This is a genomic window from Streptomyces sp. NPDC043685, from assembly GCF_056436585.1.
Genome location: NZ_JBWKCH010000002.1, coordinates 958,418 through 979,704, shown reverse-complemented (window position 1 = coordinate 979,704; position 21,287 = coordinate 958,418). Strand labels below are relative to the sequence as shown.

Genomic DNA, 21,287 nt, shown 5'->3' with positions numbered 1-21,287 from the left:
GCCACGGCCGGGCCCGGGCGACCGGGCCTAGGGGGCCTAGGGGGCCTTGCGGGCGATCACCCGGTAGGTGTTGGCCAGGCGGGTGCGGCGGGCCAGCGGGGCCAGGAGCTGGTCCGCGACCGCCGCCAGGGCCACCAGCGGGACGCCCGCGCGCAGCAGGGCCGTACGGGCGTGCCGTCGGGCCGGGGGCGGGGGGATCGCCCGCCAGGGGGTGTCCGGGGCCGGCAGGGCGTGGGAGAGGGCCAGGGACAGGGCGCCCGCGAGGTCGTGGGGGACGTGGACCGGGCGGTGGTCGAGCGTCAGGATCGTGCAGCCGGCCGCCTCCAGTTCCGCCCGGAGGTTGGCCGGGGGGACGAGGTGCAGGTGGCGGGGCTGGTCGTGGGCGAGCCACCAGCGGCCCAGGAGGGCGGCGAAGAGGCTGCGGGGGTCGAGGGTCTCCAGCAGCAGATGGCCGCCGGGGCGCAGGACGGACAGGGCCGCGTGCAGTTCCGCTCGCGGGTCCGGGGTGCCCTCCAGGTGGTGGAGCATGCTGACCACGTCGTAGCGGGCGCGCAGGGGGGCGGCGATCCGAGGGTCCGTCAGGCGGCCGACGTGGGCCTCCTCGACGCGGTCGGCCGAGCGGGCGCGGACCACGCGCGGGGTGGGGTCCAGGCCGTCGAAGGCGGTGTACGGGAAGAACCGCCGGGCTGTGGCCGGGAAGCGAGCGTGGCCCGTCCCGACGTCGAGCCAGCTCTCCGGTTCGCCCAGGCGCAGCATCGCGCGGGCCGCCGAGCGGTGGCGGCGCGGGCTCGCGCGCAGGGCGAGGAGGCCGTCGCTCGCCGGGTCCCGGGGCGCCCCGCGCACGCTCCGGTGGTAGAGCGCCAGGCCCTCCACGGTGAGGCGGGGGTTCTGGAAGGTGTGGCCGCAGTCGCGGCAGGCGTCGACGGTGAAGCTGCCGGGCTTGTACTGCCGCAGGTCACCGGTGCGCAGCCGGTTGCGCAGCCGGGTGGAGCCGCACCAGGGGCAGTCCTGCCTGCGCGGTTCGTGGACCGGCGTGGTCGCTGGGGGCAGGGGGGATGCGGAGGGGGCGGGGTGGGCGGGCATGGGCGGCTCCCGGGCGCGGCGGCGTACGGCGGGGACGTACGGCGGGGGTCGTCGGACGAAGAGCGGTCACGTACGACAATCCACTGCAAAACGGAACGTATGGGATGCCGATCCCGGGTGCAACGACGTCGTCGTGACGGAGTGGTGATGTGGCGCCCTGCTGTTCGACCGGGGCCGGTACTGTTCGGCGAATGAGCTCGCTTAATCTCGACGACTTCACCGATCTGATCGAGCGTCCGGACGGCGGGGTCCGCCGTGACGCCGAGGCGCGCCGGGAGCGGCAGATCGTGCCGCCCGGATCGCTGGGCCGCCTCGACGAACTGGGTGAGTGGCTGGCGGCGGCGCAGTCCGCCGTGCCGGTGCGGCCGGTCGAGCGGCCCCGGGTGGTGCTCTTCGCCGGTGACCACGGCATCGCCGGGCTCGGCGTCTCGGCCCGCCCGGCGGGCGGCGCCGGGGAGTTGGTGCGCGAGGTCCTGGAGGGCGGCCGGCCCGTGTCGGTGCTGGCCCGGCGGCTGGGCGTGCCGGTGCGGGTGGTGGACATGGCCCTGGACTGCGACCCCGAGTCGCTGCCGGAGGACGTCGTACGGCACCGGGTGCGGCGCGGCAGCGGGCGGATCGACATCGAGGACGCGCTGTCCGTCGAGGAGGCCGAGGCGGCCTTCCGGGCCGGGGTCGCGGTGGCCGACGAGGAGGCCGACTCGGGCACGGACCTGGTGGTGCTCGGCGATGTGAGCGTCGGCGGGACCACGGTGGCGGGCGTGCTGGTCGCCGCGCTGTGCGGGGTCGACGCGTCGGTCGTCACGGGCCGGGGCGGGCTGGCGATCGACGACCTGGCGTGGATGCGCAAGTGCGCGGCGATCCGGGACGCGCTGCGCCGGGCGCGGCCGGTCCTCGGGGACCAGTTGCAGCTGCTGGCGACGGTGGGCGGTGCCGACTTCGCGGCGATGACCGGCTTCCTCCTGCAGAGCGCGGTGCGCAAGCTGCCGGTGGTGCTGGACGGGGTCGTGACGGCCGCCTGCGCGCTGGTCGGGCAGCGGATCGCGTTCCGGGCGCCGGACTGGTGGCTGGCCGCGCACGACAGCGGGGAGCCCGGACAGGCCAAGGCGCTGGACCGGATGGCCCTGGAGCCGCTGCTGACCCACGGGGTGACCGTCGGCGAGGGTGCGGGCGGGCTGCTGGCGCTGCCGCTCGTGCAGGCGGCGGCCGCGCTGGCGGCGGAGCTGCCGGAGAAGCCCAAGGAGTCCGAGGAGCCGGCCGGGCCGGAGGCCTCCGAGGAGCCGGAGGAGCCCGCCGGGCGGTAGCGCCGCCGAGATCCAGGTCACTCACGCCTGGCTCAACTTCGTCCCGTTCCGGTCGGTCTTGGAACGTGGTGTCGGTTTGACTGAGTCGCAGACACCCTCAGACGTATCCACGCACGGACGAGGACGACCGCCGGATGACCACGCTCGCCCGCTGGGCCCGCGCCGAATGGGGTGCGCTGTACGCGGCGGTGCGCGGGCCGCTGGCCGAGCGGCGGTGGCGGGCGGTGCCGATGGCGGTCACGGCCGCGTGCCTGACGGCCGTGCTGCACCTCGTGCACCAGCAGTCGTGGGGCTTTCAGCTCGTGCGGGACCTCGGCGGGGTGCGGGCCGGGGACCCGGTGTGGTCGGCGCTGCTGCGGACGCCTTTGTCACTGTTCGTGCCCGCCCTGGATCTGCCGGTGTGGGGCGCGCTCGCGCAGATCCTGCTGGTCTTCGGCGTCGCGGAGCTGTGCCTGGGCTGGTGGCGGGCCCTCGCCCTCGCCTATGCGGCCACGCTCGCTGGCACGCTGTACGCGCGCCTGGGCATCTGGCTCGGCCCGGACTCCCCGCTCGGTCTGCCGGCCTCCGACCGGTGGGTGGTGGACACCGGGCCGTCGGCGGCGGTGGTGGGCCTGGCCGTCTTCCTGGGGTGGCGCCTGCGCGCGTACGTCACGGCCTCGGTGGTGATCGCGGCGATGGTGGTCGAGGTGGTGCTCAAGGAGAACCTCGCGGGCAAGGAGCACCTGGCCGCGATCGTGGCGGTGCTGGCGCTGTGCGCGGCCGGCGAGCTGCGTCAGCGGCGTTCGAGGGACCGGGCCGGTTCGGGGTCGGGCGCGCCGCCGATCCAGTCCTGAACCGCGCGCGAGGGGGCCGCCCAGCGGCGGTCGTGGTGGTAGGAGCGCAGGGCGGACTTGGCCCGGGCGCGGGGCCGGTTGCGGTAGAACCGCTTGGCCCACGGCGAGGTGGGGCGGGCCAGCCGTACGGCGCCGACCAGGGCGACGAGAGGGATGATCACGCCCACGACCGCGAGGCGGACCTTGCCCTTGAACAGGGCGATGAGGGCGAACCCGAAGTTCACCAGGATGTTCACGAGGACGACGGCGCGGTTCTGCTGCTGGTCCTCGTCGAGGTCGTCGACGCCCAGCGGGGAGAAGCCGATCAGGAGCAGGCCGACGAGGGAGGCGGTGAGGACCACCATCTCCACGCTCTTGCGGCCGTCCGGGGTCCAGTAGACGTCGGCGAGATGCAGGACCAGGGCGAACTCGTCCAGGACCAGGCCCGCGCCGATGCCGAAGAACACCGCGGCCAGGCACGAGCCGAAGCCGTGCCGGCCGCCGGCGACCGCGCCGAAGCCGCCGATGATCGTCAGGATGACCCCGGGGACCACGTGGTGGACATGGACGCCGCCGCTGCTGACGTTGCCGAAGGGGCCTCTGCCGGCCCGGATGAGGCGGGTGATGGTCCGGGTGATCAGGAAGGTCAGCACGAAGGCGACGAGAGCGAGAAGGAGCGGCAGCTTGCCGGGTTCGATGATGTTCCGCTCAAGCCATCCCATATGCGAACTTTATCCCCGGGTGCCGTTCGCGCTCTCCTGACCGGCGGGTAGCCTGCGCCGGTGCCCAGAACCTCGCCCCTCCACGGCCTCCGCTTCGCCTTCGGCACCCTCACGGTGATCCCCGTCCGGGTGACCCGCTGGGACCGGGAGGCGGCGCGCGGCGGCATGCTGTGCGCGCCGCTGGCCGGGCTGGCGGTGGGCGCCGCGTCCGCCCTGCTCGGACTGGTGCTGCTGTTCCTCGGCGCGGGGGCGCCGCTCGCCGCCGTCGCGAGCGTCGCGGTGCCCGCCGCGCTCACCCGGGGGCTGCATCTGGACGGGCTCGCGGACACCGCCGACGGCCTGGGCAGCGCGAAGCCCGCCGAGGACGCGCTGCGGATCATGAAGCAGTCGGACATCGGCCCGTTCGGGGTCATCACCCTCGTCCTCGCCCTGCTCGCGCAGGTCGCCGCGCTCGCCCAGGCCTACGACGCCTCCTGGGCCCGGGGCGCGTGCGCCGCCGTCGTCTCCGCGACGTGCGCCCGGCTTGCCCTGACCCTGGCGGCGCGGGCCGGGGTGCCGGCCGCCCGGCCGGAAGGACTGGGGGCGGCGGTCGCCGGTGTGGTGCCGCCGCGGGGCGCGGTGGTCGCGGCCGTGGCCGTCGCGGGGGCCGCGGCGGGGGCCGGTGCCCTCCTCGGGCCGTACGGCGTGGTCCGCGGCGTGCTCGCGGTCGTCCTCTCCCTGGCCGCCGCCGAGGCGCTGCTACGCCACTGCACCCGCCGCTTCGGCGGGGTCACCGGGGATGTCTTCGGCGGCCTGGCGGAGACGGCGGCGACCACCGCGCTGGTCGTTCTGTCACTGGGCTGAAACGATCTCCTCGTCCCCCTCCTGCCCGGGCCGCTCAGCCGCTAGCTTCCTGCCCGACACACACGTGATCGGGGGATGTACATGCCGAAGCTGCGCCGTGCCCTGGCCTGGCTCGTCGATTTCGCGCTGGTGGTGACGCTCGCCTCGGCGCTCGCCGTGCTCACCTTCCACCGGGTCTCGGCGCTCGTCACCGACGTGCCCGAGCTGGCCACCCGCGGCGGCCTGGACCTGCTGACCTCGCGCGGTGACGTGCTCGACGCCTCCCAGGACCTGGGGCTGACGCTGTGGGACAAGTCCGTGCTGTACGTCGAGCAGGCCTTCGGGCTGCTGGTGCTGACGGTGTTCCTCTACCAGTGGGCGTGCCTGGCCGTCGCCGGGCGCACCATCGGCAAGGCCCTGGCCGGGCTGAAGGTCACCCCGACCGCGCCGCGCAGGATGCGGGCGGCCCGGCGGGCCGCGGTCACCACCGCCGTGGACGTCGCCGTGTACGCCGTGGCGTGCGTGCTGCTGGTCGAGGGGCAGGTCGTGCTGTCGGTGCTGGTGTGGGCGGTCGCGGTGGTGCTGTTCCTGCTGAACGCGCTGCCGGTCCTCTCCCCCGGCCGCCGGTCCCTCGCCGACCGGATCGCGGGCACGGCGGTGACCGGGATCGGGCTCAGCAGGCCCGTCGCCACGCCCCTAGTTCGTACTTCTTGAGCAGCGAACTGAGCCTCAGCCGACGCGAGTCGGCGCAGAAGCGGCCGGTGGGCACCTCGTACTCGACGTGGAAGACGGCCTTGCCCGCGGCGACGAACGGCTTGAGGGCGGCGCACTCGCCGTACTGGGCGCACTGTTCGTTGACCGCGAAGTCGAAGTCCCCGACCAGTTCCGGGATCTGGTCCAGGTCGTTCTTCAGGCCGACGGCCAGCCCCCGGTCGTGGGCGAGGCGGGCGACGAGGCGGTTGTAGCGGAGCTGGTCGGTGGCCGTGAGCGGGAAGCCGGTGTCGTTGCGGTAGCCGTCCATGTTGTCGGGCTCCACCGCGTCGAAGCCCTTGTCCCGGCACATGTCGATCCGGGCCGCCATGAGCGGCTCCAGCACGTCGGTGCGGCGGATGTCGAGCCAGCGCTCGCCCTTCCAGCCGTTGCCGCGGCCCAGGACCGACGCGGGGAAGTCACCGGCGTCCGGGCGGAACTCCTCCCAGGCGCCGGTGGACAGGTAGCAGATGACCTTGCGGCCCTCGCGGTGCAGCCGGCCGACGGTGTCCTCGGAGTGGTCGAAGCCGTCGATGTCGTAGACGGGCACGTCGACGGAGGTGTCCAGGCGGCCGCTGAGCTGCCACTGCCAGGCGGTGCCGGGGCGGGGTCGCCAGCGGGGGCCGGGCTTGTCGTCGGGGGGCGGGGTGCAGCCCGCGAGCAGCAGGACGAGCAGGGCAGTGAGCAACAGCGGGCGTCTCACGGGGCGTTCTCCAGGGTGTGCGGTAGTGTGCCCCACGGATGATCTCCGGTTCCGGGCACCGCGCAGTACACCGCCGCGCCCCGCGCCCGGGCCAGGGTCTCCGGGTCGGCGCCGCGGGGCACGTCGTGGACGAGGTGGCACAGCCGTACGTCCGGGCCGCCGGGCCGGGGCTGCGGGGGCAGGGCGCGGTACGTGTCCCAGGTGCCCTCGAAGGTGACGAGGAGGTCGGCGATGCGGGCGTAGCAGGGGTGGGGTGTCGTGCCGTGGTTGAGGACGAGGGTGCCGCAGCCGACGCCCCAGGCGGCGACCGCCAGCCGCTGGTAGTGCTCGAACGGCTCGGGCCCGGACGGGACCTGGTCGAGGAAGGCGCCGTCCGCGCGGTACCAGTCGCGGTGCCGGGCGAGGTCGCGGACGACGTCACCGGCGGGCCGGCGGCCGTAGTCGGTGTCGGCGTACCCGAGGACCCGCACGCCCGCGGCCCGCAGCCGGCCGGCCACCTCGGCGAAGGCCGCGTCGGGGCGGTCGCCGGGGCCGTCGGCCGGGTTGAGGACGACCCCGTAGAGGCGGGGTGCCGCCGCCACGATCGCGTCCCACTCGGCGGGGCGGACGGACGGGTGCTCGTAGTAGGGGACCAGAAGAGTGCTCATCGGTGGGCGGTTGCCCTTCCCAGCAGGGTGCACACCAGGGCGGTCTGCGCGACGGCGGCGGCGCCGTACACGGCGGTCGCGCTCAGGTGCGGATCGCCGGTGCGGGTGACCAGCAGCAGCGTCTGGACGAGGGCCGCGGCGCAGCACACCGCCGTCGCGCCGGTCACCGCGCCGGACGACTGGAGCAGCAGGCCCGTCCACAGGACCACACCCAGCAGGAGCAGCCCGGCCGTCCGGAAGCCGCCCGGGGCCGGAGCGTGCGGCCACAGGGCGCAGGCGGCGAGGCTCAGCGCGAGCAGGACGAGGAGGTAGCCGGCCAGACACCGCAGGACCGTCAGGACGGTGCCGCGCCGGAAGGCCCGGGCGGTGCCGCTGGAGCGCAGCCCGGCGAGGCTGTGGCCGCGGAAGCGGTACAGCAGCCACTCGGCGGGGCCCATGCTGAGGGTGAGCGCCACGGCGGCGGGCGCGGCGATCGCACCGGCCGTCTCACCGGCGAGGACGTCACCGAGGTCCGCGTGCAGCACGAGGACGCCGGTGGCGAGCCCGAACAGCGCGTACGGCACGGAACCCGTGAGCCGGGGCGCGGCGGGGCGGCGCCGGGCGGGCGGGCGGCCGAACGCGCCGAAGGGGAGGAGGGCGGCGAGGCCGGCGCTCCAGCCGTGCCCGTCCTTGAGGGCGGGTGCCACCTCGCGCAGGGCGAGCACGGTCACCGCCGCCAGGCCGGCCACGAGCAGGGCCACGCTCACGGCCTCGGGCAGTGCGGCGGCCGGGGACAGGACCGCGCCCAGCGCCATCGGCGCGAGGGCGGCCGGCAGCAGTCGCTCGCGGCCCATCACCAGCACCACCGTCGCCGCGGCCAGGTAGCAGGACTGCCCGGCGGCGAAGGCGATCACGGCCGGGGAGGCGCTGCCCGCGCACGAGAGGGCGACCAGGGAGCCGAGCAGCGCGCCCGCCGGGGCGCCGAGCAGCAGGGTCCGCCGGGCTGCGGGCCGGTCGCCCAGCCCCAGCCAGACGTAGGCCCGGTGGGCGAGGCCCTGGTTCCACGTCCAGCCGCACAGGGCGCCGGCCAGGAGGGGGATCGTGCCCGCGGGGAGGCCGAAGTCGCCGGGGCCGGCGAGCAGCGGGGCCCCGAGGACGTAGGCGAGACCGGGCAGGGCGAAGACGACGCCGCGCAGCAGACAGCCGAGCAGGCCGGCACGCCACGGGCCGGGGGGCGGGGCGTCGGGCTCGGGGTAGCGGCGCTCGACGCGTTCGTAGAGGGTCTCGGCGAGCGCGAAGGAGTTCTTCAGGCCGTACCGCTCGCGTATCTGGTCGTCGGAGAGGCCGTCGGACTCCAGCAGGGCGGCTATCTCGTCCGGGTGGACGGCCGCCGCGGTGAAGTCCTCCAGCCGGTCGGCGAGTTCGTCGACCGGGTCGGGCCGGGCCCAGCTGGGGGTGCGCTGCCGGGGGATGCCGGGGAGGGTGCCGGGGCGGGGCCCCGGGGGTGTCCGCACGCTCTCGCTCACCAGCCGGTCCCTTCCCCGGACTCCGTCCCGGGGGACCCCGGGGCGGAGGTGGACGCGTACCAGGGGTCGCGCAGTTCCAGGGTCCAGTCGTCGACGGTCTCCAGTGTGGGTTCGTACACCTCGTCGTCGCCCGCGAGTTCCTTGTAGATGGTGCGGAAGGCGTCCACCGAGCGGCGCAGGGTGAACCGGTCGATGACGCGCTGACGGGACAACTCGCCCAGGCGCACCCGCCGTTGATCGTCCTTCAGCAGGGTCAGCGCGGCGGCGGCCATCTTCTCCGGCTCGCGCGGGGGCACCACCAGGCCCGTGTCGCCGACCGCCTCGCGCACCCCGCCGACGTCCGTCGACACCGTGGTCCGGCCGCAGGACATGGCCTCGATGATGGAGAACGGGAAGCCCTCGGAGATCGACGACAGCATGACCAGGTGGCCGGCCGCGTAGGCCCGCCAGACCTCGCTGACGCGGCCCTCGAAGGTCAGCCCGTCGGTGACGCCCAGTTCGGCGGCGAGTTTCTCCAGCCTGGTGCGGTAGGCCTCGCCGCCGGGCGGGACCGGACCGAAGAGCCTCAGCCGGGTCGCCGGGATCTCCGCGCGCACCGTCGCGTAGGCCCGGATCAGGGTCTCCAGGTCCTTGATGGGGTCGACCCGGCCGCACCAGGACAGGGTCGGCACCTCCGGCTCGGGGCCGGCGTGCGGGAAGGCGGCCGGGTCGACGCCGTTGTAGACCGTGCGGATCTTGTCGGCGTCGGCGCCGCCGCGCTCCTCCCAGCGGCGGTTGTACCGGTTGCACGGGGTGATCAGGTCGGCGGCGCGGTAGCCCTGGGAGTTCAGCTCGCGGTAGAAGCCCAGCATGAACGCCTTCACGGGCCAGCGCTGGGCGCCCTGGCGGTAGCCGAGGTAGCGCTCGCGCAGGTAGATGCCGTGCTCGGTGAGCAGGAACGGCACCCCGTCCAGGTGCCGGGCGGCGAGCGCGGGCAGGGTCGCGAGGCCGCTGCTGACGGCGTGGGCGACGGTGCCCTCGGTGTCCTCGGGTATGCGGAAGCCGAGCGGGCGCAGGGCGTGCTCCAGCAGGTCGGTGGCGGTCAGCGCGTCGTGCACGGTCGGGTGGGCGGGGGCCGTCGGCAGGTGCGGCATGGTCCAGATCCACATCAGCGACCGCAGCGCGGACTCGGTGCGCAGCGCGGCCGGCAGCAGCCCGTCCCGGGCGAGTGCGGCCAGCTCGTTCAGGGACTCGCCGAAGTCGGCGTGCGAGCCGGGGTCGAGGAAGGAGAGCAGGAACCGCTCGTAGGTCTCGGTGAACCGGCGGCGGGCCCTGCCGTACGGAGGCCTGCCGCGGCCCGGGCGCGGACCCCAGGTGGGGATCGAGGTGTGCGCCTGGACGTTGGGCGGCAGCTCCCAGGTGACGGGTTCGCGGCCGCTGCCGGTGAGCGAGACGATGTGGAAGCCGACCTCCGGCATGCCCTTGACGAGCTGGTCGCACCAGGTGCTGACGCCGCCGTGGACGTGTGGGTAGGTGCCTTCCGTGAGCATGGTGACATGACGGCCTGTACGCCTCATGCGGTGTTTCCCCCTGGGTGCGGACGGCGGGCGGGGAACTGCTGCCGGATCCCGGGCGCGGGTCCGTCGTGGCTGGTCGCGCAGTTCCCCGCGCCCCTTTAGGGCAGCTTCAAGGTGAGGGCCGACTGGAGGGCGGCCGGGGTCGTCCAGGCCGAGCGGGCTCCGGCGTACGGGGTGCCGAAGGCGCTGGTGCCGACCAGGAGTTGCTTCTTGGTGCCCTCGGGGGCGGTGACCGGGATCTGGGTGCCCGACGGGGCGGTGACCGTGACCGTGTTCCCGATGCGGTACGCCGTGACGCGGTTGTCCGCCAGGGCCGTCTGCCAGGCGGCGCGGCGCTGCACCTCGGTGCCGATGGCGCTCTGCCGGGGGTTCTCCAGCGGGGTGCTGTCCGTGAACAGCGCCCGGTAGTCGGCGAGCACCTTCTCCATGACCGGGTAGAGCAGCCGGTCCTCGGCCAGGTTGGACTGGTGCGCGTAGTGCGGCCGGGGATCGCCCGCCAGGACGTGCCCGAGGGCGGTGCGCGCCTCCTGCGGGACGATGTGCCCGGTGTAGCCGGTGGTGACGTCGAGCGGCTCGTCCAGGCATGTCGAGGTGGGGTTGTCCTCGCAGACGCCGCTGCCGCCGTCGGCGCGCGAGGTGTAGATCCAGTTGTACTCGTCGGCCATCTCGGCCGCCGTGCCCACGTTGTAGTACACGTTCATCGGGTGGCGCGGGACGGTCAGGGCGCCGCCGACCGGCCGCTGTTCGGGCTCGCGGGAGTTGTCCGAGGCGATCCACTTGACGCCGGTGTCGGCGAGGGCGCCGGCCAGGTTCGGGTTGTCGTCGGGCTGCTGGGGCAGGGTCCTCAGGCCCGAGTGCTCCCCGGTGACCAGCTCCGTGCGGTCGATCGGCAGGCCCTTGCCCACGGCCCAGGTGTGGTTGTCGCGGATCTGCGCGGCGATCTCGGCGCGGCTCATGTACGCGGTCGAGCCGTCGGCCTTCCCGGCGCAGCTCCACGGCACGCGGGAGGTGTCCTGGACACAGCCCAGGAACGGGTGTGTGTAGGTGTGGTTGACCCAGCGGTACTGCGCCTTGTCCGCGAGCAGCCGGGCGGCGAGGGCGTCGGTGCCGCCGTGTTCGGTCTTCCACTCCTCGCCCGAGCCGGCGTTGAAGACCATGTCCATGGTGAAGCCGTGCTCGCGCTGCCACTGGGCGGCGTGGGCGGCGTCGTCGGCGGTCATGCGGATCGGCGCGGTGCTCTCGCCGTCGCCGCCCGCGCAGTCGAAGTCGCCCGGGGTGCAGTTGTGTTCGGTGTCCCAGCGGCTGTCGGGGGCGAACACGTCGTCGACGTGCACCGCGAAGGAGTTGCGGGTCCGGCCCAGGTGCACGCCCTGGGTGAGCCACTCGACGATGCCGCGGGCCAGCAGCCGGAACTGCTGCTGGTTGTTGTTGTAGGCGAACGTCACCACGAGTTCGCGGCGGCCGTCGTGGGCGTACTCGCCGACCAGGCTGCCCCGGCCGGTGCCGCCGGGCACCGGGAGGTCGACGTAGCTGGTGTAGCCGCTGCGGGGCCGTGCGACGTAGCCGTAACTCTCCTGCACGGCCGGGGCGTTGTCCTCGAAGCGGAACGCGCCGTCGAGGTAGCCGAACGGGCCGGTCTTCCCGGCCACGGTGACGGTCGCCTCGCGCCCGTCAAGAGTGCCCGCCCAGCCACCCTCGCTGGTGTAGTCGAGGCCGACCGCCGGGTGCGCCCAGGTGTAGGCGTCGACCTGCGGGATGCCGTAGGTGCGCTCGTAGGTCTCCAGCGCGGTCTGCTCGGCGGAGCCCGCGCCGAACGGGGTCTCGTCGGGCAGCACGACGCCCTGGTACTTGGCGCGGGGCCGGCCGTTCACGGTGTCGCTCAGGAACGCCGCCGTGATCTCCGGCCGGCCGGAGTCGTTCAGGTCGACGGTCGTGTACGGGATGCCCGTGCTCCTCAGCTGGGCGGTGACGGCCCTGACCGGGCTGTCTCCGTCGTCCACCACCAGCACCCTCAGATCGACGCGGGGTTCCCCGGCGGCCGCCGCCCCGGGCGCCGTGAACCCGGCCGTGATCATGCCGGCGGCCGTCATCGCCGCGGCCGTGTTCCGCCATCTGCGCGCACGCTGCGCCATGGTTCCTCCCCCAGAGCGGTGAGCAGGGCGCTCACCGGATCGCGATGAGTGTGACCCGGTTCACCGGTGTGAGGGATCAAGAAATGGCCACTACGCCACCGACGGGTGAACGCCCGCAGGAATGAGCGAACGGGGCCACGCGCGTAGTCTCGACGTCGAGTGTTCGACGCACCGGGGAAGGCCCCGTGGATACCGGACCCCGAGGTCGGAATAGGGTCGGCTGTCGGGCCCGGTCGACCCACACCGTTCGACCCCAGCAACTTCACATCGGAAGCGAGATTTCACCACCGTGACTGCTCTCACTCTCAGCACCGCCGCGGCGTCCGGTCTGCGGGCCGACGCGATCGTGATCGGTGTCGCCAAGGGTGCCAACGGGCCGGTCGTCGCACCGGGCGCCGAGGCCGTGGACAAGGCATACGACGGCAGGCTCGCCGGCATTCTGGAGACGCTCGGCGCCTCCGGCGGCGAGGGCGAGGTGACGAAGCTGCCGGCGCCGTCCGGCTTCAAGGCACCGCTCGTCCTGGCGGTCGGCCTGGGCGCGGCCCCGGAGAAGGACGCCGCATACGACTCCGAGGCCCTGCGCAAGGCCGCCGGTGTCGCCGCCCGCGCCCTGGCCGGCTCCAAGAAGGCCGCCTTCGCGCTGCCGCTGGCCGACGCCGCCGCCGTGGGCGCGCTCGGGGAGGGCGCGCTGCTCGGCGCGTACTCCTTCGACACCTACAAGGCCAACGGCCAGGACCCCAAGGCCAAGAACGGCAAGGCGCCCCTGGCCGAGGTCACCCTGCTCGGCGGCAAGCCCCGCGACAAGGCGTACAAGGCCGCGGTCGAGCGTGCCGTGGCCGTGTCCGAGGAGCTCAACCGCTCCCGCGACCTGGTCAACACCCCGCCGAACGACCTCAACCCCGAGTCGTTCGCCGCGATCGCCCAGGCCGCGGCCAAGGAGCACGGCATCAAGGTGCAGGTGCTCGACGAGAAGGCGCTGGTCAAGGGCGGCTACGGCGGCATCCTCGGCGTCGGGGCGGGCTCGGCGTCCGGTCCGCGCCTGGTCAAGCTGTCGTACACCTCCTCCAAGGCCAAGAAGCACCTCGCCTTCATCGGCAAGGGCATCACCTACGACTCGGGCGGCATCTCGCTGAAGCCGGCCGGTCACAACGAGACGATGAAGTGCGACATGGCCGGTGCGGCCGCCGTGTTCGCGGCGGTCGTCGCCGCCGCGCGTCTCGGCCTGGAGGTCAACGTCACCGGCTGGCTCGCCCTGGCCGAGAACATGCCCTCCGGTTCCGCGACCCGTCCGGGTGACGTGCTGCGGATGTACAGCGGCAAGACCGTGGAGGTGCTCAACACCGACGCCGAGGGCCGCCTGGTGCTGGCCGACGCGCTGTGGGCGGCGTCGCAGGAGAAGCCGGACGCGATCGTGGACGTGGCGACGCTGACCGGGGCGATGGTGCTGGCGCTGGGCAACCGGACGTTCGGGATCATGGGCAACGACGACGCGTTCCGCGCGGCGCTGTGCGAGGCCGCCGAGGAGGTCGGCGAGCCGGCGTGGCCGATGCCGCTGCCGGAGCACCTGCGCAAGGGGATGGACTCGCCCACGGCCGACATCGCGAACATGGGCGAGCGGATGGGCGGCGGACTGGTCGCCGGCCTGTTCCTGCGCGAGTTCGTGGGCGAGGGCATCACCTGGGCGCACCTGGACATCGCCGGGCCGGCCTTCAACGACGGCGGGCCGTTCGGGTACACGCCGAAGGGTGGCACGGGGACGGCCGTGCGGACGCTGGTCCGGCTGGCGGAGCTGACGGCTGCGGGCGACCTTGGCTGAGTTCGCCTCCTAGCTCGGTCTCGCCGGTTGTGCGGCGAGTGCGGGGGCGTGGGGCTGTTCGCGCAGTTCCCCGCGCCCCTTGGGCGCTGCCCTTCGGGCATCGCCGGGGTGGCTCATCTGAACGTGGGGTGTCTCACACCGCAGCCCGGCGTCTCCTTGTGTGCTGACAAGTGCGAAGATGGGGCTCGGCAGGACAGGGCCCCACCGAAGGGCCGAAGAACGAGCGGCCGGACACCAGCCGCCTGCCGGTCGTCGACGACCGGCTCACGGCGCACATGCATGGAGGACGTGACGTGGCGAACGACGCCAGCACCGTTTTCGACCTAGTGATCCTCGGCGGTGGCAGCGGTGGTTACGCCGCGGCCCTGCGCGGGGCGCAGCTGGGCCTGGACGTCGCCCTGATCGAGAAGGACAAGGTCGGCGGCACCTGCCTGCACCGGGGATGCATCCCCACCAAGGCCCTGCTGCACGCGGGCGAGATCGCCGACCAGGCGCGCGAGAGCGAGCAGTTCGGTGTGAAGGCCTCCTTCGAGGGCATCGACATCGCCGGTGTCCACAAGTACAAGGACGGCGTGATCGCCGGTCTGTACAAGGGCCTGCAGGGTCTGGTCGCCTCCCGCAAGGTGACCTACATCGAGGGTGAGGGCCGGCTGTCCTCCCCCACCTCCGTCGACGTCAACGGCCGCCGTGTCGAGGGCCGCCACGTCCTGCTCGCGACCGGCTCCGTGCCGAAGTCGCTGCCGGGCCTGGAGATCGACGGCAACCGGATCATCTCCTCGGACCACGCCCTCGTCCTGGACCGCGTGCCGAAGTCCGCGATCATCCTGGGCGGCGGCGTCATCGGCGTCGAGTTCGCCTCCGCGTGGAAGTCCTTCGGCACCGAGGTCACGATCGTCGAGGGCCTGAAGCACCTCGTCCCGGTCGAGGACGAGAACTCCTCCAAGCTGCTGGAGCGCGCGTTCCGCAAGCGCGGCATCAAGTTCAACCTGGGCACCTTCTTCGAGAAGGCCGAGTACACCCAGGACGGCGTCAAGGTCACCCTCGCCGACGGCAAGGAGTTCGAGGCCGAGGTCCTGCTGGTCGCCATCGGCCGCGGCCCGGTCTCCCAGGGCCTGGGCTACGAGGAGCAGGGCGTCGCGATGGACCGCGGCTACGTCCTGGTCGACGAGTACATGCGCACCAACGTGCCGACCATCTCCGCCGTCGGTGACCTGGTCCCGACCCTCCAGCTCGCGCACGTCGGCTTCGCCGAGGGCATCCTGGTGGCGGAGCGTCTGGCCGGTCTGAAGACCGTCCCGATCGACTACGACGGTGTCCCGCGGGTGACGTACTGCCACCCCGAGGTCGCCTCCGTGGGCATCACCGAGGCCAAGGCCAAGGAGATCTACGGCGCGGACAAGGTCGTCGCTCTGAAGTACAACCTCGCGGGCAACGGCAGGAGCAAGATCCTGGGCACCGCGGGCGAGATCAAGCTCGTCCAGGTCAAGGACGGTGCCGTCGTCGGCGTCCACATGGTCGGCGACCGCATGGGCGAGCAGGTCGGCGAAGCCCAGCTGATCTACAACTGGGAGGCGCTGCCCGCCGAGGTCGCGCAGCTCATCCACGCCCACCCGACCCAGAGCGAGGCGCTCGGCGAGGCCCACCTGGCCCTGGCCGGCAAGCCCCTCCACGCGCACGACTGACCCCTCGGTCGACGAACGCGACGACACAGACTTCCGCACTTTCCGTAAGGAGCAACCGAAACCATGGCGGTTTCCGTAACCCTTCCGGCGCTCGGCGAGAGCGTCACCGAGGGCACCGTCACCCGCTGGCTGAAGGCCGAGGGTGAGCGCGTCGAGGCCGACGAGCCGCTGCTCGAGGTCTCCACCGACAAGGTCGACACCGAGATCCCCTCCCCCGCCTCCGGCGTGCTGTCCTCCATCAAGGTCGCCGAGGACGAGACCGTCGAGGTCGGCGCCGAGCTGGCGCTGATCGACGACGGCAGCGGCGCCCCCGCAGCCGAGCAGGCCCCGCAGGCCGAGCAGGTCGCCGAGCCCGCCCCGGAGCCGGCCCCGGCCGCCCCCTCCACCGAGCAGGCCGCCCCGGCGCCCGCTCCCACCGCCGACGCCGCCGCCGGCGGCGGCTCCGCCGAGGGCACGGACGTCGTCCTGCCCGCGCTCGGCGAGTCCGTCACCGAGGGCACCGTCACCCGCTGGCTGAAGTCGGTCGGCGACACGGTCGAGGCCGACGAGCCGCTGCTGGAGGTGTCGACGGACAAGGTCGACACCGAGATCCCCGCCCCGGCCTCCGGCACGCTGCTGGAGATCGTGGTGGGCGAGGACGAGACCGCCGAGGTCGGCGCCAAGCTCGCCGTCATCGGTGAGGCGGGTGCCGCCCCGGCCGCCGCCCCCGCGCAGGAGGCCCCGGCCGCCCCGGCGCAGCCCGAGCCCGCCCAGGCCCCGGCCCCGCAGCAGGCCGCCCCGGCCCAGCAGGCTCCGGCTCCGCAGGCACCGGCCCCGGCGGCTCCGGCCCCGCAGGCTCCGTCTGCTCCCGCCCCGCAGCAGCAGACCACCCCGGCCCCCGACCCGGTCCCGGCCGCTCCGGCGCCCGCCCCGGCTCCGGCCCAGGCCCCGGCCGCTCCGGCCGCCGCCAAGCCGGCCGACGACGGCGCGTACGTCACCCCGCTGGTGCGCAAGCTCGCCGCCGAGCAGGGCGTCGACCTGGCCGCCGTCAAGGGCACCGGCGTCGGCGGCCGGATCCGCAAGCAGGACGTCGTCGCCGCCGCCCAGGCCGCGAAGAGCGCCGCCGCCGCCCCGGCCCCCGCCGCTGCCGCCCCGTCGGCCGCGAAGAAGGCCCCGGCGCTGGAGGCGTCCCCGCTGCGCGGCCAGACCATCAAGATGCCGCGGATCCGCAAGGTCATCGGCGACAACATGGTCAAGGCCCTGCACGAGCAGGCCCAGCTGTCCTCGGTCGTCGAGGTCGACGTCACCCGTCTGATGAAGCTGCGCGCCCGTGCCAAGGACGCGTTCGCGGCTCGTGAGGGCGTCAAGCTCTCCCCGATGCCGTTCTTCGTCAAGGCCGCGGCCCAGGCGCTGAAGGCGCACGCGCCGATCAACGCCAGGATCAACGAGGCCGAGGGGACCATCACCTACTTCGACACCGAGAACATCGGTATCGCGGTGGACTCCGAGAAGGGCCTGATGACCCCGGTCATCAAGAACGCCGGTGACCTCAACCTCGCCGGTATCGCCAAGGCCACGGCCGACCTGGCGGGCAAGGTCCGCGCCAGCAAGATCACCCCGGACGAGCTGTCCGGTGCGACCTTCACCATCTCCAACACCGGGTCGCGCGGTGCGCTCTTCGACACGATCATCGTGCCGCCGGGCCAGGTCGCGATCCTCGGCATCGGCGCGACGGTCAAGCGTCCCGCCGTGATCGAGACGGAGGACGGTCCCGTCATCGGCGTCCGCGACATGACGTACCTGACGCTGTCCTACGACCACCGCCTGGTGGACGGCGCCGACGCCGCCCGCTACCTGACGGCGGTCAAGGCGATCCTGGAGGCCGGCGAGTTCGAGGTCGAGCTCGGCCTCTGACCTGCGGTTCCACGGCTGATCGGTGCCCCGTCCGGATCTCCGGACGGGGCACCGTGCTACCCAAGGGGCGCGGGGAACCGCGCGAGGAGCCACGAACGGCCCGCAGCCGCCCGCGCACCGTCCGGCCCGAGCCCACACGCGCCGCACACACCATGTGCGCCTCGTCTCACCTGCGCGACAGCCCCCACGTCGGCTCCACCCGCGGAGCGAACCGGCCGTATTGTCTAAGCGTCGATCCCGACCGAGGAGCCCTCATGACCGCGCCCGTCGTCCACTCGCTGCGCGAACAGATCCGCGAGCACATCCTGGAAGGGATCATCAGCGGACGCTGGCAGCCGGGCGAGCGGATCGTCGAGCGCCGGATCGCCACCGAGCTGGAGGTCAGCCAGACCCCGGTCCGCGAGGCCCTGCGCGAACTGGAGTCCCTGCGCCTGATCGAGTCCGCCCCGAACAAGGGCGTGCGCGTGCGGAACCTGACGGCCGCCGACCTGGAGGAGAGCTACCCGGTCCGGGCCGGTCTCGAGGCCATCGCCGCGGAACTGGCCGCCCAGGGCCTCGCGTCGGACTGCTCGGCACTGGAGCCGCACGTCAGTGCCCTGTACGAGGCCGACCGCGTCTCCGATGGCACGGCCCAGGTCCGGCACACCGTCGCCTTCCACCGCGAGCTGGTCCGGGCCGCCGACAACTCCGTCCTGCTGCACACCTGGGAGGGCCTGGGCATCGAGGTGTTCACGGCCCTGTCGATCCGCTGGCTGGGCACGCAGCAGCAGTCGTACGCGGAGGAGCACGAGGAGCTCGTCGCCGCGTTCAAGCGCCGTGACCCCCGGATCGCCGAGCTCGTGAAGGCGCACGTCCTGGGCTGCGCGCCCCGGGCGTGACACCCGAGCGCACCATCGCTCAAACGCCTCCGACCTGCGAGAACCGTTCGAAAACGGGTCACCCCGTGCCACTGCGGGAGGCACCGCGTGCCTACTTTCTCGTGATCAAGAGGTTTTACGCCTCAACCCTTTGATCGATCATCGATCAGAGAGTTACAGTCGCCGACGGGCTTCCACCCGAGCCCCGCGCCCTGTCCTGCCAAAGACCAAGGGCACCCCCGAACCCTTACCGATGAGGGAACCCCCTTCGACTGAGGAAGGCGGCGACATGACCGACCCCAACGCCATCCAGCCGAGCGAGCTCGACCAGCTCCCCGACCGGGACCCGGAGGAGACCGCCGAATGGCAGGCCTCCCTGGACGCGGTCACCAAGGCTGCCGGGCCGCACCGTGCCGCATACCTGATGCGCCGCACGCTGGAGCGCGCCGAGGGCGCCGGCATCGCGCTGCCGAAGCTCCTCGAGACCGACTACGTCAACTCCATCCCCACCGCCGCCGAGCCGGACGTGCCCGGTGACGAGGCGATGGAGCAGCGGATCACCGCGTGGAACCGCTGGAACGCGGCCGCGATGGTGACCCGGGGCAGCAAGTACGGCGTCGGCGGCCACATCGCCACCTTCGCCTCCGCCGCCTGGCTCTACGAGACCGGCTTCAACCACTTCTTCAAGGGCAAAGAGGCCGACGGCTCCGGCGACCAGCTCTACATCCAGGGCCACGCCTCCCCCGGCATCTACGCCCGCGCGTTCCTCGACGGCCGTCTGAACGAGGAGCAGCTGGACAACTTCCGCCGGGAGACGGGCGGCAACGGCCTGCCCTCCTACCCGCACCCGCGCCGCCTGCCCTGGCTGTGGGAGTTCCCGACCGTCTCCATGGGCCTCGGCCCGCTGTCGGCGATCTACCAGGCGCGCTTCAACCGCTATCTGACCAACCGCGGCATCAAGGACACCTCCGCCTCGCACGTGTGGGCGTTCCTCGGCGACGGCGAGATGGACGAGCCCGAGTCGACGGCGGCCCTGGCGCTGGCGGCCCGTGAGGAGCTGGACAACCTCACGTTCGTCATCAACTGCAACCTCCAGCGCCTCGACGGCCCGGTCCGCGCCAACTTCAAGATCGTGCAGGAGCTGGAGGCCCAGTTCCGCGGCGCCGGCTGGAACGTCGTCAAGACGCTGTGGGGCACGGCCTGGGACGAGCTGTTCCAGCTCGACACCACCGGCGCGCTGGTACGCCGCCTGCGCCAGGTACCCGACGCGCAGATCCAGACGTACCAGACCCGCGACGCGGCCTACATCCGCCAGGACTTCTTCGGCGCCGACCCGGCGCTCGTGGAGATGGCGAAGCTGCTGAGCGACGACAAGATCCTCGAGTGCTTCCACCTCTCGCGCGGTGGTCACGAGTCCCGCAAGGTGTTCGCCGCGTACAAGGCGGCCGTCGAGCACAAGGGCGCGCCGACCGTGATCCTGGCCCAGACGGTCAAGGGCCACACCCTCGGCGAGGGTTTCGCGTCGAAGAACGCCAACCACCAGATGAAGAAGCTCTCGGTGGACGAGTTCAAGAACATGCGCGACCTGCTGGAGCTGCCGATCAAGGACAGCGACTTCGTCGACGGCGTGGTGCCCTACGGCCACCCGGGCGCCGACTCCCCCGAGGTCCGCTACCTCCAGGAGCGCCGTGCCGCCCTCGGCGGTCCGGCCCCGGCCCGGCGCGTGCACCCGGTCGCCCCGCTGCCCGCCCCGGCCGAGAAGGCGTTCGCCTCCTTCGACAAGGGCTCCGGCTCGCAGAACGTGGCGACGACGATGGCGTTCGTCCGCCTGGTCAAGGACCTGGTCCGCGACAAGGAGACCGGCAAGCGCTGGGTGCCGATCGTCCCGGACGAGGCGCGCACCTTCGGCATGGAGTCGCTGTTCCCCTCGCTCGGCATCTACTCGCCGAAGGGCCAGACGTACGAGCCGGTCGACCGCGACCAGCTGATGTACTACAAGGAGGCCAAGAACGGCCAGATCCTCAACGAGGGGATCACCGAGGCCGGTTCGATGGCCGACTTCATCGCCGCTTCGACGTCGTACGCGACGCACGGCGAGGCGATGATCCCGTTCTACATCTTCTACTCGATGTTCGGCTGGCAGCGCACGGCCGACCAGATGTGGCAGCTCGGCGACCAGCTCGGCCGCGGCTTCCTCGTCGGCGCCACGGCGGGCCGTACGACGCTGACCGGTGAGGGCCTGCAGCACGCCGACGGCCACTCCCCCGTCATCGCCGCGACCAACCCGGCGGCGCTGACGTACGACCCGGCGTTCGCCTACGAGGTCGCGGTCATCGTCAAGGACGGTCTGCGCCGGATGTACGGCGAGGCGGCCCCGGGCGAGGACCAGAACGTCTTCTACTACCTGACGGTCTACAACGAGCCGCTGCCGCAGCCCGCGAAGCCGGCCGTGCAGGGCATCGACGAGGGCATCGTCAAGGGCCTGTACCGCTTCAACACGGCCGAGTCGGCGGGCATCACGCCCCCGGCCGACGCCCCGCGGATCCAGCTGCTCGGCTCCGGTACGGCGATCCACTGGGCGCTCAAGGCGCAGCGGCTGCTCGCCGAGGAGTGGGGCGTGGCGGCCGACGTGTGGTCGGCGACCTCCTGGAGCGAGCTGCGCCGGGACGCCCTGGAGGCGGACGAGGCGCTGCTGCGCGGCGAGGAGCGGGTGCCGTTCGTGCGGCAGGCGCTCCAGGGGGCCGAGGGCCCGGTGCTGGCGGTCTCCGACTACATGCGCCAGGTCCCGGACCAGATCGCGCAGTGGGTCGAGCAGGACTGGTCCTCGCTGGGCGCCGACGGCTTCGGCCTGTCGGACACCCGTGAGGCGGCCCGCCGCCACTTCGGTGTGGACGCCGAGTCGATCGTCGTCGCCGCCCTGGCCCAGCTGGCCAGGCGCGGTGAGGTCAAGGCGGCGTCCGTGAAGGAAGCGCGCGAGAAGTACGGTCTGTAAGGACCGCCGACCGG

16 protein-coding genes are annotated in these 21,287 nt (G+C 73.1%); 9 read left to right on the top strand and 7 right to left on the bottom strand.

Annotated features, from left to right (window positions below):
* Nucleotides 1–36: 36 nt before the first annotated feature.
* Nucleotides 37–1,083, bottom strand: coding sequence for a class I SAM-dependent methyltransferase (locus AC0665_RS09185; protein WP_478602763.1), 1,047 nt, complete (start codon nt 1,081–1,083; stop codon nt 37–39).
* A gap of 191 nt (nt 1,084–1,274) precedes the next feature.
* Between AC0665_RS09185 and cobT the strand changes: the two genes are divergently transcribed.
* Complete coding sequence (cobT, locus tag AC0665_RS09180) at nt 1,275–2,384, top strand: nicotinate-nucleotide--dimethylbenzimidazole phosphoribosyltransferase (RefSeq protein WP_478602761.1); 1,110 nt, start codon at nt 1,275–1,277, stop codon at nt 2,382–2,384.
* 134 nt (nt 2,385–2,518) lie between these two features.
* A complete protein-coding gene (locus AC0665_RS09175; RefSeq protein ID WP_478602759.1) occupies nt 2,519–3,217 on the top strand; it encodes a hypothetical protein in 699 nt (232 codons plus the stop codon).
* Here the strand turns inward: AC0665_RS09175 and AC0665_RS09170 are convergent.
* On the bottom strand, nt 3,157–3,918 hold the full coding sequence (locus tag AC0665_RS09170; RefSeq protein WP_468413659.1) for a hypothetical protein: 762 nt from the start codon (nt 3,916–3,918) through the stop codon (nt 3,157–3,159). The two genes, AC0665_RS09175 and AC0665_RS09170, sit on opposite strands and share 61 nt — an antisense overlap.
* Before the next feature lie 60 nt (nt 3,919–3,978).
* On the opposite strand from AC0665_RS09170, the gene AC0665_RS09165 reads away from it, so the two are divergent.
* Together AC0665_RS09165 and AC0665_RS09160 are read left to right on the top strand one after the other, a co-directional pair.
* Complete coding sequence (locus tag AC0665_RS09165; RefSeq protein ID WP_478602757.1) at nt 3,979–4,761, top strand: adenosylcobinamide-GDP ribazoletransferase; 783 nt, start codon at nt 3,979–3,981, stop codon at nt 4,759–4,761.
* 81 nt (nt 4,762–4,842) lie between these two features.
* Nucleotides 4,843–5,454, top strand: a complete 612-nt coding sequence (locus AC0665_RS09160; protein ID WP_478704702.1) for an RDD family protein — start codon at nt 4,843–4,845, stop codon at nt 5,452–5,454.
* Here the strand turns inward: AC0665_RS09160 and AC0665_RS09155 are convergent.
* From AC0665_RS09155 to AC0665_RS09135, 5 genes are all read right to left on the bottom strand, one after another.
* Nucleotides 5,414–6,193, bottom strand: a complete 780-nt coding sequence (locus AC0665_RS09155) for an endo alpha-1,4 polygalactosaminidase (protein WP_468413654.1) — start codon at nt 6,191–6,193, stop codon at nt 5,414–5,416. The two genes, AC0665_RS09160 and AC0665_RS09155, sit on opposite strands and share 41 nt — an antisense overlap.
* Nucleotides 6,190–6,840, bottom strand: a complete 651-nt coding sequence (locus AC0665_RS09150) for a spherulation-specific family 4 protein (RefSeq protein WP_478602753.1) — start codon at nt 6,838–6,840, stop codon at nt 6,190–6,192. The genes AC0665_RS09155 and AC0665_RS09150 overlap by 4 nt, the downstream gene beginning before the upstream one ends.
* On the bottom strand, nt 6,837–8,345 hold the full coding sequence (locus AC0665_RS09145) for a hypothetical protein (protein WP_478602751.1): 1,509 nt from the start codon (nt 8,343–8,345) through the stop codon (nt 6,837–6,839). The genes AC0665_RS09150 and AC0665_RS09145 overlap by 4 nt, the downstream gene beginning before the upstream one ends.
* Complete coding sequence (gene pelF, locus AC0665_RS09140) at nt 8,342–9,901, bottom strand: GT4 family glycosyltransferase PelF (protein ID WP_478602749.1); 1,560 nt, start codon at nt 9,899–9,901, stop codon at nt 8,342–8,344. The genes AC0665_RS09145 and pelF overlap by 4 nt, the downstream gene beginning before the upstream one ends.
* Nucleotides 9,902–9,999: 98 nt before the next feature.
* Nucleotides 10,000–12,033, bottom strand: a complete 2,034-nt coding sequence (locus tag AC0665_RS09135; protein ID WP_478704701.1) for a hypothetical protein — start codon at nt 12,031–12,033, stop codon at nt 10,000–10,002.
* Between the two features lie 289 nt (nt 12,034–12,322).
* Here AC0665_RS09135 and AC0665_RS09130 point away from each other — a divergent pair, with 289 nt between their 5' ends.
* The 5 genes from AC0665_RS09130 (at nt 12,323) to aceE (ending at nt 21,273) form a co-directional block, all read left to right on the top strand.
* Nucleotides 12,323–13,849 carry a leucyl aminopeptidase gene (locus AC0665_RS09130; RefSeq protein ID WP_468413646.1) on the top strand — a complete coding sequence of 509 codons (1,527 nt, stop codon included), beginning with the start codon at nt 12,323–12,325 and terminating at the stop codon, nt 13,847–13,849.
* Between the two features lie 293 nt (nt 13,850–14,142).
* Complete coding sequence (gene lpdA, locus AC0665_RS09125; RefSeq protein ID WP_468413644.1) at nt 14,143–15,531, top strand: dihydrolipoyl dehydrogenase; 1,389 nt, start codon at nt 14,143–14,145, stop codon at nt 15,529–15,531.
* A gap of 63 nt (nt 15,532–15,594) precedes the next feature.
* On the top strand, nt 15,595–17,424 hold the full coding sequence (sucB, locus tag AC0665_RS09120; protein ID WP_478602745.1) for a 2-oxoglutarate dehydrogenase, E2 component, dihydrolipoamide succinyltransferase: 1,830 nt from the start codon (nt 15,595–15,597) through the stop codon (nt 17,422–17,424).
* A 254-nt stretch (nt 17,425–17,678) separates the two neighbouring features.
* Nucleotides 17,679–18,302 (top strand): GntR family transcriptional regulator, encoded by a 624-nt coding sequence (locus AC0665_RS09115; protein WP_478602743.1) that lies wholly within the window; start codon nt 17,679–17,681, stop codon nt 18,300–18,302.
* 268 nt (nt 18,303–18,570) lie between these two features.
* Nucleotides 18,571–21,273 (top strand): pyruvate dehydrogenase (acetyl-transferring), homodimeric type, encoded by a 2,703-nt coding sequence (gene aceE / locus AC0665_RS09110; protein ID WP_468638002.1) that lies wholly within the window; start codon nt 18,571–18,573, stop codon nt 21,271–21,273.
* Nucleotides 21,274–21,287: the final 14 nt, after the last annotated feature.